We start from the raw sequence: 11,811 nt of genomic DNA, 5'->3' as shown, positions 1-11,811 counted from the left end.
TGGCCCTGTTCGTCGGGGCGGGGACAAGGTATGTCCATGGCATCCTCCGATCGGGCCGCGACGCCGGCCGACGAACGACTCGCCCGTGACCTGTGCGACGTCCTGGCGGAGGGGTACAACATCCCGGCCTACATCGAGTCGTCGGCGGACCGCACGCTGGTTGTGCTCAACCCTGGCCTCACCGCGCGGTGCGAGGGCGGCCTGATCTGGTGGACCTACGCTTCAGGCCCTGGGTCCAAGATGCTTACGTACGCCCATGCCCCCCTGACGGCCGCCGCGCGTCTGGTCCTGCTCTACGCGACCGCGGTGCACTGTCCACCAGCGGCCATGTCCCCCGGGCCTCTCCGGCGCGTGAGAGCGGAGGGGTGATCTCGCGCCGGAGTCCGGAGTCCACACCCACGGTCTCCACCGCCCGGAGGGCATGGTCCTTCCCCCGACAGCCCCGCCCCGGTCGCCCGGGGCGGGGCTGTCGCATGTGGTCGACGTCGTGGCGTGCACACGCCAAACGCCCCGCCTCCAGGAGTGGAAGCGGGGCGTCGGGGACTGACGGCTACTGGTCGCGTGCGGCCAGGGCCTCGTCTCGGCGGTCGAGCGCGTCGGTCAGGTCCAGACAGGGCGCGTCGCCCATCTCGGCCTGCATCACGCGCTGGTCAGCGGTGTCGAACTCCGACGACTCGGGCGGCGGACCAACCAGCCGCATCACTGCTGGCCCCCCGCCGCGATCTCTCGATCAGCGCACACCTTGTGACAGGCTCGCCCCTCCTCGTCCAGCAGGAACGTTAGCTCGGTGCAGATCCGGCAGGGGCGACGCTGGCCGCCCCCCCAGTGAGAGTTCGAGCCCCAGTTCAGGGCGGTCTGCCGGGTCACCGCGCCCGCCGGCCGTTTCCGTCCACCGGCGTCTCGCGGCGGGCTTGCTTGGGCCCGCTCGCTGCGGCTGGCTGCTGCGAGGTCTGGATCGCTCCGTCCTTGCCGGAGTAGAGAGGCGTGGTGCGCGTGTCGCTGGCCCCGGCGGGCCACTTGCGGCTCATCGCTTCCGGCCCTTGCCGTTGACCGGCATCTGGCGGCGGAGCTCCTGGTCGTAGGTGCGGCGCATGCTGTCGGACTCGCGGCCCGAGTCAACCTGGTTGTACTTCTCGGCCGCCTTCTGAACCTGGCGGCTCTGGGCCTTGCTGTAGTCCGGGTCGTCGCTCTTGTGTGCCATGCTGAATGTCTCCATTTGGTGGAGCGAGGCGCGCTCTTCTCTTCGCGGGGTCGGGCGCGCCTCGGCTGATCGTCAACGGGTCAGGGGTTCGGCCCCTGCTTTCCCTCGGTCTTCTGGGCTTCTTTGGCCTTCTTGGCCTCGGTCTTCCACCGGTTCAGCGTGTCCGGGCTGATCTCGCCCACCTCGGACACTCTCCTGGTGGTGTTGCCGGCGTCCTCCGCTTCGAGCGCACGGGCCCGCACGGCCTGTGTCGCCTCGTCCAGCAGCTCCTTGGCGCGCCTGCGTTGGTTGGCGGCCTCGGCCAACTGCCTGAGGCTGGACGCCATCCGGTCCTCCCTGAGTTCTGGTTCCAAGTTCCTCTCCTGCTACGCCATCGTATCAGAATGATACGGCGTCGTACCAGAGATTTCGCCAGGTCAACACAAGATCCTTTCGGCCCGGGGAAATCTGTTGATACGACACCAGATCAGAACGATACGCCGCCGGACAGAGCGGGCTCACGTAAGCCGGGCGCGTGTCGGTGCTCCCGCGTACGCTCAGACCAGCGCCGCCGCGCCCCGGCCCGACCAGGAGGCATGCCATGGTCAACATGTCCCGTTCACGCGCCGGAGCCTCCGCGCACGCCAGGTACCGCCAGCTCTGGCGGGCCGGCCGACGTCAGCGCGTGGCACTGCGGGTGGGCATGGCCGCGCTCGTCGCCTTGGGCGGCACGCTGGCCGTAGACTGGCGCGTGGGCCTGGTCCTGGCCGTGCTCGTCGCGGCGGCCGACATGGTCCTTCAGTGGCGGGCTCATGACGCCGTACGGACCTGGCGGCGCGGCGCGCTGGGCGAGCGGCGCACGGCCCGCCGGCTGCGCGTCCTGGAGGACCTGGGCTATCTGGTGCTGCACGATCGGGCGTTGCCCCGGCCGGCGCGGGCTAACGTGGACCACCTCGTGGTCGGCCCGGCGGGCGTGTTCGTGATCGACAGCAAGCTGTGGCGGCGGGAGCGGACCGTCCAGCGTGGCGGTCGGACGGTGCAGGTCGGCCGCCGGTGGAACTCCAAGGACGTGGCGGCGGCCGTGTACGAGGCCCAGACGGTCGCTCGCGCCCTCACCAAGGCCGTGGGACGTCCGGTGCCGGTGGTCCCCGTGGTCGCCGTCCATGGCCTGCGCGTGCCCTGGCGCGGCCTGCTGGTGGGCGACGCTCAGGTGGTCCGGGCCTCGATGGTCTGCTCTCGCGTCCTGCGGCACGGCCAGGGCCACCAGCTCGACCCCGCGACGGTCGCCCGCTTCAAGGCTGCGGCCGTGGCCACGTTCCCGGCCTACACGTCCTGAGACCCGCCGGCCGTCAGGTCGTCAGCGCCACGGGGCCACGGGGCCGCTGTGGTCCCGTGGCGTCTGACGTGCGGCTACTGATGTACGGCGGCACTGATGCGCGTGCTGATCGTGCCGTTCCGATCTTTGACGAGAACGGTCATGAGGCCGCGGATCACAGCGACATTGGGCACATCATGTTGGACGGCCCATTCCCGCATCCCTCGGTAGAGCGACGGGGCCAGATCGTAGGTCGTCTTGACCAGGTCCCCGGCGGCTGGCTTGGCCTTGGCTATGGCGTCCTCGACGGCCAGGCCCAGCGCGGGAGAGGTCTCCAGCTCGGCCAGCAGTGCCCGCACCACCGGGGCGACGCCGGCCAGGCCGCGCCGGGCGGCCCACACCCGCATCTCCCGTAGTAGGTCCTCCGGCAGATCAAAGGTGGGCTTGTAGGGCTTCACCCTGGGCGCGGGACCACGGGTGGCCTGTGGTCCCGTGGGTGTCTCACGTGCAGCAGCAGCCGCCATGCTGCCACGCCCGGTGCGCTTGGCGGCGCTCATGCTGCCTTGGCCTCGAACTCAAGGATCTCCCCCGTTGCCCCGTCGTAGGCAGTGCCCCGGGCCAGCACAGGCGCGCCGGAAGACTGGGCATACAGCTCCAGGCGCGGGATGCGGGCTTGCAGAACGTGGTAGCCCTGGGCGGTGAGCGCATCCTCTGCCTCCCCGGTGCTTGCCGCGTTGGCTACGCACCGGTTCAGCAGGACGCACATGGCCAGGTCTGCCTGTCGCAGCGCGTTCACCTCGCCGACGACGTGCAGGACCGGCGCCATGCGGTCAACCTCAACCGTGGTCGGCGCGACCGGGATGACGGCGACGTCGGCCGCGCGCAATGCCGACACGGCGATGCCCTGGTGGTCCTCGATCGGAGGGGAGTCCACCACGGCATAGGCGTAGTCGGCCGCGAGTCTGGGCAGCGTCCTGTGCAGGTCTCGGGTGGCTAGTGAAATGACGTCGAACGGCATCGGCGCGCGGGCGTTCCATCGCTCGGCTGAGCCCATACCGTCCGAAAAGGCCGGCGCGAGCTTCAGGTTGGCGCCGCCGGGGTCGGCGCCGACAAGCAGCACCTTGTGGCCACGTTCATGCAGGGAGTGGGCCAACCAGACTGCGCTGGTGGTCTTGGCGGTGCCGGGTTTGAGGTTCGTGACGGTCCATATCGACATGAGGCGCACGATACGGGAACACGGGACGACCGTGTCCCCGTGGCTGTCCCACCAGGGGAAGTTTTGACGTGCTGCGGTCCCCCCACTGCGGCCCGCGAGCTGTTCCCCCGCCGTACGCGCGCCTCGGCCTTGGTCCGGCCTCGACGGAGCTGGCGGCTTGCGGGGCTCCCGGATGCTGGGCCATGCTGGTGCCTTCAGCCCCGCTTGCGGGGATGATCCGTGGTCCTGTTTGGACTTCGCGTTGGCCCCGCAATCGCGGGGGAACGCGAGAGGCCCCGACCTTCCGTAGGTCGGGGCCTCTCGCGTTCCTGCGGTCATGCCTCCACGGGCTCCGGGGCCTCCTCGATCAGCCGGCGGATGGTCGCGGCCAGGCTCTCGCCCTCGCGCGCCACGCGGCCGAGCTTGTCCCGCTGCTCGTCCGTGAGCCGGATGTTCGTGGCGCCGCCTATGCCGGGGCGGCCGGGGCCGCGCTCCTCCTCGACGTCGCCGAAGTACTTGGCCACGATCGCGTCGGTCTCCTCCGTGCCGTTGCGGAGGAGCCAGTCTTTGGCCTGGTCGTCGGTGTAGAACTCGCTGTACTCGGGGCCGTTGTACTCGTTCACGAAGTTGTAGTAGCGGACCCAGCGCCCGCCCTTGGTGCGGAAAAGCATCTCGTAGCCGACCTGGCCCCCCGACAGGACGCCGCGGTGGTTGTTGCCGTCCCACTCGCGTGCCTCGCGGATGGCCTCCACTGCGGTGTCGGGGTCGTACCAGCCAAGCAGCGCGGGGCGTTCGCCGGTGAATTCCTCGTCTCGGCTGTAGATGTTGACGCGACCCATGATTGCCTCCGAAGGGCATCGAGTGGATTTCCGATACCGCTTAATCTAGCGGAGTACTCCTGAATAAACAACACCGCTTATTGAGATGTTGGGGTTCCAGGCGTCCCCTGGCAAGGGAGTGGGATGGCGTGTGCACGCCACCGCGCCACTGCCTGGCTGCTGGTGAACAACCACGGGACCACGGGATCACCGTGGACCTGTGGCAACCTCAGGGGGAAGTGTTGGCGTGCGCACGCCAACCGGTCAGCGCCCTGTCATCCGCTGTACAGGCGGGCGGCCAGCCTGGCCTGCTCCTGGGCAAGCCGGGCCTCGGCGACCTCCCTCGCCCGCCGTCGCGCCAGCTCGACCAGCTCGGCCCGCCGTGACGCGACCTGCTCGGCGTCGCGTGCCGCGTTGGCGGCCAACCATGCCGCGTGACGGCTGCCGTCGTCGTCCACCACCAGCCGGCGGGCTCGGTACTCGGCGCGGCGCATGCTCGCCATCGTCCGGCCGGTCCGCCAGCGCAGCACGCCGACCAGGTCCTCGGCGGAGGTGACCTGCGCCGTGAACAGCTCGGCGACCTCGCTCTCGGGCATCCGGCGCAGCAGCACCCGGGCCAGCTCGGCGACCTCGGCCAGGGCGACATCGTCCAGCACCTGCCCCTGTCGCTGCCGGGCCCACTCCGGGACCAGCTCCCTTACAAAGTACAGGGCGTTGGCCTGTTCCTCGATGCGATCTTGCCCCAAAGGCGCTCGCTGTCGAGCCCGGGAAGGCCGCCGCCGGGCGGGGGGAGTACAGAGGGGGGAGAATCCCTCTCGCGTAAAGGGAGACGTGTGCAATTTCCCTTCGCCTGCGGCGGCCATGATCGCGTTGTCCCGGGTTGCTGAGCCGTACCGGACGACCTCGCACTCCGCCAGCGCCTCGTGCACGTCCGCCCGGGTCGGGCGCCGTCGAGCGGCAACACGGGGGTTGTCGACGTAGGCGGTCAGCTCGGCCGCCAGGTCGCGCGGAAGGTCGCTGGGCAGGCTCAGGACGTCCATGCAGAGCTTGTAGCGGGCCTGCCGGTAGGGCGCAGCGGCGCAGACCTGCCGGACCAGGCCGGCGTCCACGAGGCGCGTGAAGTCCGCCCAGGCCGTCCGCCGGCCTCGGGCGTAGTGCGCGCTGTAGGCGGCCAGCACGCCGGGGATGTCCACCAGGCTGCCGTGCTCGTCGGCCCAGTAGGCCAGGTGACGCGCCATGCGCATGGCGGACGGGTGCAGCCACGACTCCCGGGCCTGCATGGCCTGGACGGTCCGCCACCACAGCGGACGCGGCAGGCCGGTCCGCAGGTCGGGGCCCTCATAGTGGGCCAGGCGCAGGATGGGCTCGGGGTCGGGGCTCGGTACGGGATGCGCGGACGCCGCGCCCGGCGTGTCGTTACGCGGGCATGCTGGGCTATCCGCCTGTGCGACTGCTATCGTCGTGCTCCAGACGTGACAAGTCCCGTTGACACGCTCTAGCTCTCCCGGCGCCAACCAGTTCGAGCTAAGCGATCAAGACGAGACGCAGTGATCAAGTTGTGAGCGGCCCGCTTCGGCGGGCCGTTTTCATGTCCTCGGGCAACTCCTCAAGCGATCTACGGTCAGTAGTCAAGCCCGCATCTTTCCACGATCACGACGCGTGCGGCGGGACCACAGGCAACGGATTTCGGGCGTGTCGCGCCCTCCAGCACGGCAAACCCGGACGGCGGGGGCTCAATCCGGACATGAGAACGGCCCCGGCCGTGGGGGTCGGGGCCGTTCGTGGTCTTCCGGGCTAGTGCCAGACGTTCCAAGCGTCGGTGCAGTCCAGGCACTCGTGATACGTGACGAGCGTCGGCGTCCCGTCGCCGGGGAACGGGTTGCTCCCGCTCCCGGTCTGCTGGGTGTTCGTGCTGCCGCAGGACTCACACATCGCGTTGTCGGCGGCCTGACCGCCGCTCATCAGCCGCCGCCCTTGCGCGTCGCCTCGTCCACCAGGTGGTCGAGCACGGCGTTGCCCACCTCGGGGCTTAGTGCCTGAATCCTGCGGATGGCTGCTCCGCCGCCGTCGCCGTCCTTCGCGCTGATCGCGCTGGCCAGCTCGTCCACGGCCGCGACGACTGCTATGCGCTCGGCGGGGGACAGGCTGGCCGCCGCCTTGCGGATGTCCTTCTTGCTCACCGGGTCCTCCTGGTCGCGTCCATCTCGGCGTCGATGACGTACAGCCGCTCGCGCTCGGCGGCCGGGAGCCCCCGGAACTCGGGGCTATTCAGGAACGCGGTCTGTACGTCCGGGCGGAGGGTCCGGAGCAGGGCCACCGCGACCCGGTCCAGGTCCGGCCCCTGCTGGGCCTGGTCGTCACTCATGAGGGTCGGTCCTCTCTGAGGTCGTCGTGCCGGCCTCGTTCTCGTGGGGGCACTGGTCGAGGGGGCCGGCGCAGTCGAGGCGATTGCACGGGTGGTCGAAGTATGACTCCGGGGTCATGGCGTGGTCCTCCGGTTGGCGGGTCCGATCGCCCGCTTGCTACGCCATCGTATCATCTTGATACGGTGCCGTACCATCCTTGGAAGCGTGTCGTGACCTCGGATTTCCCGGGCGGCGACCCTCTCGGGCCGCCGCCCGGGAGGGTCAGTCCTCCTGCTCCTCCGTCGGCTCGACGGCGGCGAACTGCTCCCCGCACCGGCCGCAGATCACCGGGCCGTCTTCCAGGGTCTTGGGCGAGACCTGGAGGCGGCGGGCGGGGGTGCACTGGCACTCGACCGCGAAGCGCTTCCCGGCCCGACCCTTGCCCTTGCCGCCCTTCTTGCCACCCTCCCCCTCCTCCTCGTCGTCCCCGCCGCCGGTCGTGCCGCCGGTCTCGTGCAGGTCGGTCAGGTAGGCGACCTGCGCCGCCGTCAGCTCCTTCAGCGTGATCTCGTACTCAGCGATCGTGGCCTCGGTGATCTCGCACGCCGAGAACCCGTGCGCCTTGGACGGCTTCGCCGGGCGGCACAGGCCCATCTCCTCGGCCAGCTCGGCGAACTTGCCGTTGTGGTAGCGGTTCCCGCTGCGGGAGGTGTCCTTGATGCCCCGCGCGTACGCCAGGGAGTGGGCGGCCTCATGCAGGAGGGTCTGGAGCACCCGGGGGGCTCCGAGCGCCAGCAGCTCGCCCGCGATGAACAGCTCGCCCGCGCGGCCGTGGGCGGCCTGGCCCTCCTCGACCACGGTCCAGCGCTCCGGCCAGTGGTGGCCCCACCGGTCCCCGCCCACCTGCCGGGCCGTGCCGGTGATCATCACGACGGCGGGCACCTCGGGGTGCCGCTCCTGGATGTCGCTCCAGGCCGTCTCCAGTGCGGCGATGATCCGGCTGCCCGTGTCGGTCATGTGATCTCCCTGGATCTCGTGGGGTGGCGCGGGCCGGGCGGAGTGTGCGTCTCCGGAACCAACCTCTTAACTAGTAACAGTATACCCGATTAGAGGGTGACCGAAACCACGATCAACACGCTGACCAGGGATTTTACCTACCAATCACCCACCGCCCCCGGCCGTTGGCGTGCGCACGCCAACCCCTCCGCGAGACTGCCCGGGGTTGGCGTCAGCCACCCACAAGGGTGGGCTCTTGGGTCTTCCCGTTGGGCGGCGGGCTCTGCCTGCCGGGGGTTCTCAGGGTGTGCAAGTCCCCCTTGCCCGAAGGGTCGGCCGCCAGGCCGAGGGGACTTGCGGACCCTGATGGTTCTCTGGCACCCATCGGGCGACGTCCAGCGGGAAGACCCACAGCCCGCCCGGACCCGCACCACCGCACGGACCTCGACCACCACCAGGACGCCCACCACTCCACGGCCCGCACCAAACGATCTTGCCCCCTTCCCGGCAGGCGCGGCCGGGGGTTTGGGGGCAGCGCCCCCAAGGTCTGGCCCGTCCCTCAGGCCGGCGGGATCAGCCGCGGCGGAAGAGCCTGAGGCATGCCTGGTAGCGCTGCTTGAATTTGGGCCGTGCCGGGAATCTCGACCGGCAGATCGCCTTCGGCGTGAGGGCGGTCGACATCTTGGGGCTCCGCTTGTTCGGGGTGCGCCGCTTCTTCAGCCTCGGTGAGGCCCGGCGCGGCTGGGGGTTCTCGGGCTCAGCTCGGCGAGGCGCTGGCTGCTCCTCGACCGGCGCGGGCGACTGCGCCGGCGACTGCGCCGGCGGCTGTGTGGGCGGCTGTGTGGGCGGCTGTGTGGGCGGCTGTGCGGGCGGCTGTGCGGGCGGCTGTGCGGGCGGTTCGTGGTGCGGTGGCGCGAGCGGGCGCGGCTGGGGGTTCTCGGGCTCAGCTCGGCGAGGTGCCGGCTGCTCCTCGACGGGCGCGGGCGGCTGGGCGGGTCGTTCGTGGTGCGGCGGCGCGGCCGAAGGGCGGCCGTCACGGTGAGCCGCTGGCCAGTCGCCGCGGTGCTCGTTGTGCTGCTGCGCTGTGGGGGCCTCCGGCGTGCGGGCTGATGTCGGGGTGGAGCGCGACGTCGCGTGCGGGGTCGGGCGGGGGGTCGTCCGCCACGTCTGAGCGCCAGGGGTGGAGTAGCCCAAGCTGGGCGTTGTGATGCTCTCCAGGCGGGGGGCGACCTGCGATGGTGAGCCAGATGGCCCGGCCGCCGTGCTTGACCATGGCGGCCATGGGATCGCCAGGACGACACCGGCCAAGACGGAGACGGCCAGGGCGATGAGCACCGGGCTGGCGGCCCGCCAGTTGATCCGGGCTGGCTCTGGGCCATACCAGGGCTCAGGTATCAGGGGCGCGCCTCGGTGCGTGGCCAGCGGCGGCATCTCCGTGGTTGCCGCCTCGTCCTGGGCGCGCTCAGCCTGGATGCGGCGCTGCCACTCGTCGGCCGTCGTCCTACGGCGCGCTGCGGGGGGCTCCTCGGGCTCCTCGTCGGGCAGGCCGGGCGGTACGGCGCGGGGACGGGGGCGGAAGGGGATGGCCGGGCGGGGCTGCTGAGGGTCGGCTTCTTCTGCCATATCGCACACCGTAGTCGCGTAATTGCGTACAGTGGCGCTTCTGGCGTCCGCCAGGACTGGTTGAAAGCAGACCGCACCCCCGCAAGCTGAGCTTGCGGGGGTGCGGTCTTTCCGGACTCAGGCGGCGTACAGGACCCTGAGCCACACGTCCACATGGCAGCGCTGACCTGGTCGACACCAGCAGGCCAGGTCACGCCCGGCCAGCTCGCGCCGGGCTCGCTCCACCAGCTCGGGCCGGTCGTCCAGGTAGCGCTCGAACTGCTCCAGGGAGCCGTCGAGGCCGTAGCGCTTGACCGGGAACGGGTTGGCGTAGGGCGAGGTGGGCAGGCCGGGCGCGCTGCGGCCGACGTAGACCGCCCCGGCGGGCACTCGCCCGTGGAACAGGTCCCCCTCGACGCGCACCCGGCAGGCCGGGCGGGTCATGAGAGCGCCCTCGTTCGCTCGGCGGCCAGGAGGGCGGCGGCCGGGCGAGGCCGCGGGACCTCGGCCGGCTCGTTCTCCTCCTGGTCGACGTCGGCCGCTGCCTCGACTGCCGGGCGGCGGGTCGCCGAGACGACCTCGTCCAGCATGGCCCAGCGAACCAGGCCCCAGCTGTAGACGTGCGTGGCCACGTCCACCACCACGGCGTAGGCGGCGCCCGCGACGACGCCGGCGACGTAGCACCCGCGCGCCACCGCGCATCCCAGCCGCCAGATCGCGCGGATCAATCGCGGCAGGTTGCGCAGGACGAACCAGACCAGCAGGACCAGGCCGACCAGGAGACGCCAGATCTCGCGTAGGGCCTCCGTCACGGGCCACCACCGCCCCGGTCGAGAGCGGTACTTGTACCGGTCATGATGGGATCACCTCTTTCACGGAGGACTGGGCCTCACCGGGGACTGCGAACCCATCCGGTGGGGCCCTCTTTTTTGTCATGGTCAGAGCACCTGGCGTGTGATCCATCCCAAGTGCGCCTCAGCGAGGGTCGTGGTAAGAACCACTCGCCAGCGGCAACACGAGCATTTCATCGGATTGCCTTGTTGGCAACACTACAACATGACAGTATTGGCGCATGGCAACAGTGACACATGCGCCTCCCACCATGAGGAGTCGAACCATGGCCACAAAGCGGCCGACCGTCCCGCGCCTGCTGGTGTCCCAGACCACCGCAACCACCGTTGAGCGTGAGCGGATCAGGATCGCCGCTGAAACGAACCGAGAGTGGAGCAAAACGGAGATTCACGACGCGATCATCACCATCGGTATGCGACACAAGAACGAGGTGATGGCTCTGCTGCTCGGTGAGCAGCCGGAGGAAGGAGGGACCGATGAGTGACCTGCTCAAAGAGGCGGACACCCTCTGGAACTGGGTTCAGACGCACCCCGCGCCCACCATCACGGTGGGAACCGTCGCCGTGCTGCTGCTGGTCGGCCTCGCTGTCGGCCTGACCGCCTTCGTCCGCCGGGTAGGCGCGCAGAAGGCGACCATGTACGTCGGGGCCGGCATCGCCACTGGCGTCACGGCCACCGGCATGTGGCGCTTCTTCGGCGACGTCCTCAGCATGGACGGCCTACCGCGCTTCGTCCTTTTCGGCTTCATCGAAATAGCGATCATCTCTTGCGCCGTCAGCGCCAAGAAGACCGCCACACGGCACGCCGCGCGGCTGGCAGAGACGGGCAACACCTGGGAGAAGCCGTCAACAGGCGTGGATGGCAAGGCCGTCTGGGCCCTCACGGTGCTTACGGGCGTGTGCTCGGCCATGGACGCCCGCAGCATCGCCGAGGCTGTGTTCCGGCTGGTGGCTCCGCTGGTCGCGGCCTGGCTGTGGCACCGGGCCATGGCCTCCGAGCACGAGGCCACTCTCGCCCGGCCGCGCTCCAACCTCGCCTGGAAGGTCAGCCCGGAACGGCTCGCGGTGCGCTTCGGCCTGGCCGACCCGACCACTCGGGACGGCAACGAGGTCGCGGTGGAGCGGGTCCTGTCCCGCGTCGCGAAGGCGGTCTACCGCCTGCGCGTCCTGGAGGCGCAGGAGGCTAAAGCCGGGAACGCCGCCGACAAGCACAGGCGCAAGGTCGAAAAGGCCGTCGAAAAGGCCGGCCAGACCGTGGACCGGAGGATTCAGGAGGCGATCGAGTACGCGGGGCTCCGTGAGCCTGAGCGCCGCCAGCAGCTCCTGGAGATGGTCCGGGTTACCTACCACGGCCGGGCGCTGACCCGGGTGGAGCTCGCCAGTGCCTGGAGTGACTGGGAGTTGGCAGAGACGGTGACCGAACGCGTGCCGGTCGAGCCCGACGCCGTCCCGGCCGGGGGACTGCCAGCACTCCCGGCTGAGCCCGCACCGGACCCGGAACCTGACCTC

The 11,811-nt window shown here is 70.2% G+C and carries 17 protein-coding genes; 4 read left to right on the top strand and 13 right to left on the bottom strand.

Annotation, left to right across the window (positions count from 1 at the left end):
- Window positions 1–36 precede the first annotated feature (36 nt).
- The gene (locus DMB42_RS51955) at window positions 37–369 is read left to right on the top strand and encodes a hypothetical protein (protein WP_125649568.1); all 333 of its coding nucleotides are present in this window, start codon (window positions 37–39) and stop codon (window positions 367–369) included.
- A 181-nt stretch (window positions 370–550) separates the two neighbouring features.
- On the opposite strand, the gene DMB42_RS53980 is transcribed toward DMB42_RS51955, so the two are convergent.
- From DMB42_RS53980 to DMB42_RS51950, 3 genes are all read right to left on the bottom strand, one after another.
- Window positions 551–700 carry a hypothetical protein gene (locus DMB42_RS53980; RefSeq protein WP_185845340.1) on the bottom strand — a complete coding sequence of 50 codons (150 nt, stop codon included), beginning with the start codon at window positions 698–700 and terminating at the stop codon, window positions 551–553.
- A gap of 324 nt (window positions 701–1,024) precedes the next feature.
- Window positions 1,025–1,201, bottom strand: a complete 177-nt coding sequence (locus DMB42_RS53975; RefSeq protein ID WP_185845339.1) for a hypothetical protein — start codon at window positions 1,199–1,201, stop codon at window positions 1,025–1,027.
- 80 nt (window positions 1,202–1,281) lie between these two features.
- On the bottom strand, window positions 1,282–1,527 hold the full coding sequence (locus tag DMB42_RS51950; protein WP_125649565.1) for a hypothetical protein: 246 nt from the start codon (window positions 1,525–1,527) through the stop codon (window positions 1,282–1,284).
- A 263-nt stretch (window positions 1,528–1,790) separates the two neighbouring features.
- Between DMB42_RS51950 and DMB42_RS51945 the strand changes: the two genes are divergently transcribed.
- Window positions 1,791–2,516: a nuclease-related domain-containing protein gene (locus DMB42_RS51945; protein ID WP_185845338.1), complete on the top strand. Its 726-nt coding sequence runs from the start codon at window positions 1,791–1,793 to the stop codon at window positions 2,514–2,516.
- Between the two features lie 74 nt (window positions 2,517–2,590).
- On the opposite strand, the gene DMB42_RS53970 is transcribed toward DMB42_RS51945, so the two are convergent.
- The 10 genes from DMB42_RS53970 to DMB42_RS53950 all read right to left on the bottom strand — a co-directional run bounded on the left by DMB42_RS53970 (window position 2,591) and on the right by DMB42_RS53950 (window position 10,263).
- The gene (locus DMB42_RS53970) at window positions 2,591–2,953 is read right to left on the bottom strand and encodes a hypothetical protein (RefSeq protein ID WP_185845337.1); all 363 of its coding nucleotides are present in this window, start codon (window positions 2,951–2,953) and stop codon (window positions 2,591–2,593) included.
- Between the two features lie 95 nt (window positions 2,954–3,048).
- Window positions 3,049–3,711, bottom strand: a complete 663-nt coding sequence (locus DMB42_RS53965) for a ParA family protein (RefSeq protein WP_185845336.1) — start codon at window positions 3,709–3,711, stop codon at window positions 3,049–3,051.
- A gap of 314 nt (window positions 3,712–4,025) precedes the next feature.
- Window positions 4,026–4,529, bottom strand: coding sequence for a hypothetical protein (locus DMB42_RS53960; protein ID WP_185845335.1), 504 nt, complete (start codon window positions 4,527–4,529; stop codon window positions 4,026–4,028).
- 254 nt (window positions 4,530–4,783) lie between these two features.
- Window positions 4,784–5,788: a hypothetical protein gene (locus tag DMB42_RS51930; RefSeq protein WP_125649555.1), complete on the bottom strand. Its 1,005-nt coding sequence runs from the start codon at window positions 5,786–5,788 to the stop codon at window positions 4,784–4,786.
- Between the two features lie 514 nt (window positions 5,789–6,302).
- Entirely contained in the window at window positions 6,303–6,470 is a 168-nt protein-coding gene (locus DMB42_RS53955) for a hypothetical protein (protein WP_185845334.1), read from the bottom strand.
- Window positions 6,470–6,688: a hypothetical protein gene (locus DMB42_RS51925; protein ID WP_125649553.1), complete on the bottom strand. Its 219-nt coding sequence runs from the start codon at window positions 6,686–6,688 to the stop codon at window positions 6,470–6,472. Before DMB42_RS51925 ends, DMB42_RS53955 begins: the two co-directional genes overlap by 1 nt.
- Window positions 6,685–6,873 (bottom strand): hypothetical protein, encoded by a 189-nt coding sequence (locus DMB42_RS51920; protein WP_125649550.1) that lies wholly within the window; start codon window positions 6,871–6,873, stop codon window positions 6,685–6,687. The genes DMB42_RS51925 and DMB42_RS51920 overlap by 4 nt, the downstream gene beginning before the upstream one ends.
- A 262-nt stretch (window positions 6,874–7,135) precedes the next feature.
- Window positions 7,136–7,870: a hypothetical protein gene (locus DMB42_RS51915; RefSeq protein ID WP_125649547.1), complete on the bottom strand. Its 735-nt coding sequence runs from the start codon at window positions 7,868–7,870 to the stop codon at window positions 7,136–7,138.
- A gap of 1,719 nt (window positions 7,871–9,589) precedes the next feature.
- Window positions 9,590–9,895: a DUF4326 domain-containing protein gene (locus DMB42_RS51910; RefSeq protein WP_125649613.1), complete on the bottom strand. Its 306-nt coding sequence runs from the start codon at window positions 9,893–9,895 to the stop codon at window positions 9,590–9,592.
- Window positions 9,892–10,263 (bottom strand): hypothetical protein, encoded by a 372-nt coding sequence (locus DMB42_RS53950; protein WP_185845333.1) that lies wholly within the window; start codon window positions 10,261–10,263, stop codon window positions 9,892–9,894. Before DMB42_RS53950 ends, DMB42_RS51910 begins: the two co-directional genes overlap by 4 nt.
- 305 nt (window positions 10,264–10,568) lie before the next feature.
- Here DMB42_RS53950 and DMB42_RS51905 point away from each other — a divergent pair, with 305 nt between their 5' ends.
- Window positions 10,569–10,787 carry a hypothetical protein gene (locus DMB42_RS51905; RefSeq protein WP_125649544.1) on the top strand — a complete coding sequence of 73 codons (219 nt, stop codon included), beginning with the start codon at window positions 10,569–10,571 and terminating at the stop codon, window positions 10,785–10,787.
- Window positions 10,780–11,811: antitoxin (locus DMB42_RS51900; RefSeq protein ID WP_148109029.1), on the top strand; the 1,032-nt coding region annotated here is incomplete at its 3' end. The genes DMB42_RS51905 and DMB42_RS51900, both read left to right, overlap by 8 nt.

The sequence above is a fragment of the Nonomuraea sp. WAC 01424 genome, from assembly GCF_003947315.1.
Lineage (GTDB): Bacteria > Actinomycetota > Actinomycetes > Streptosporangiales > Streptosporangiaceae > Nonomuraea > Nonomuraea spiralis.
The sequence above is the reverse complement of the archived record's forward strand: the minus strand, read 5'-3'. Positions and strand labels throughout refer to the sequence as shown.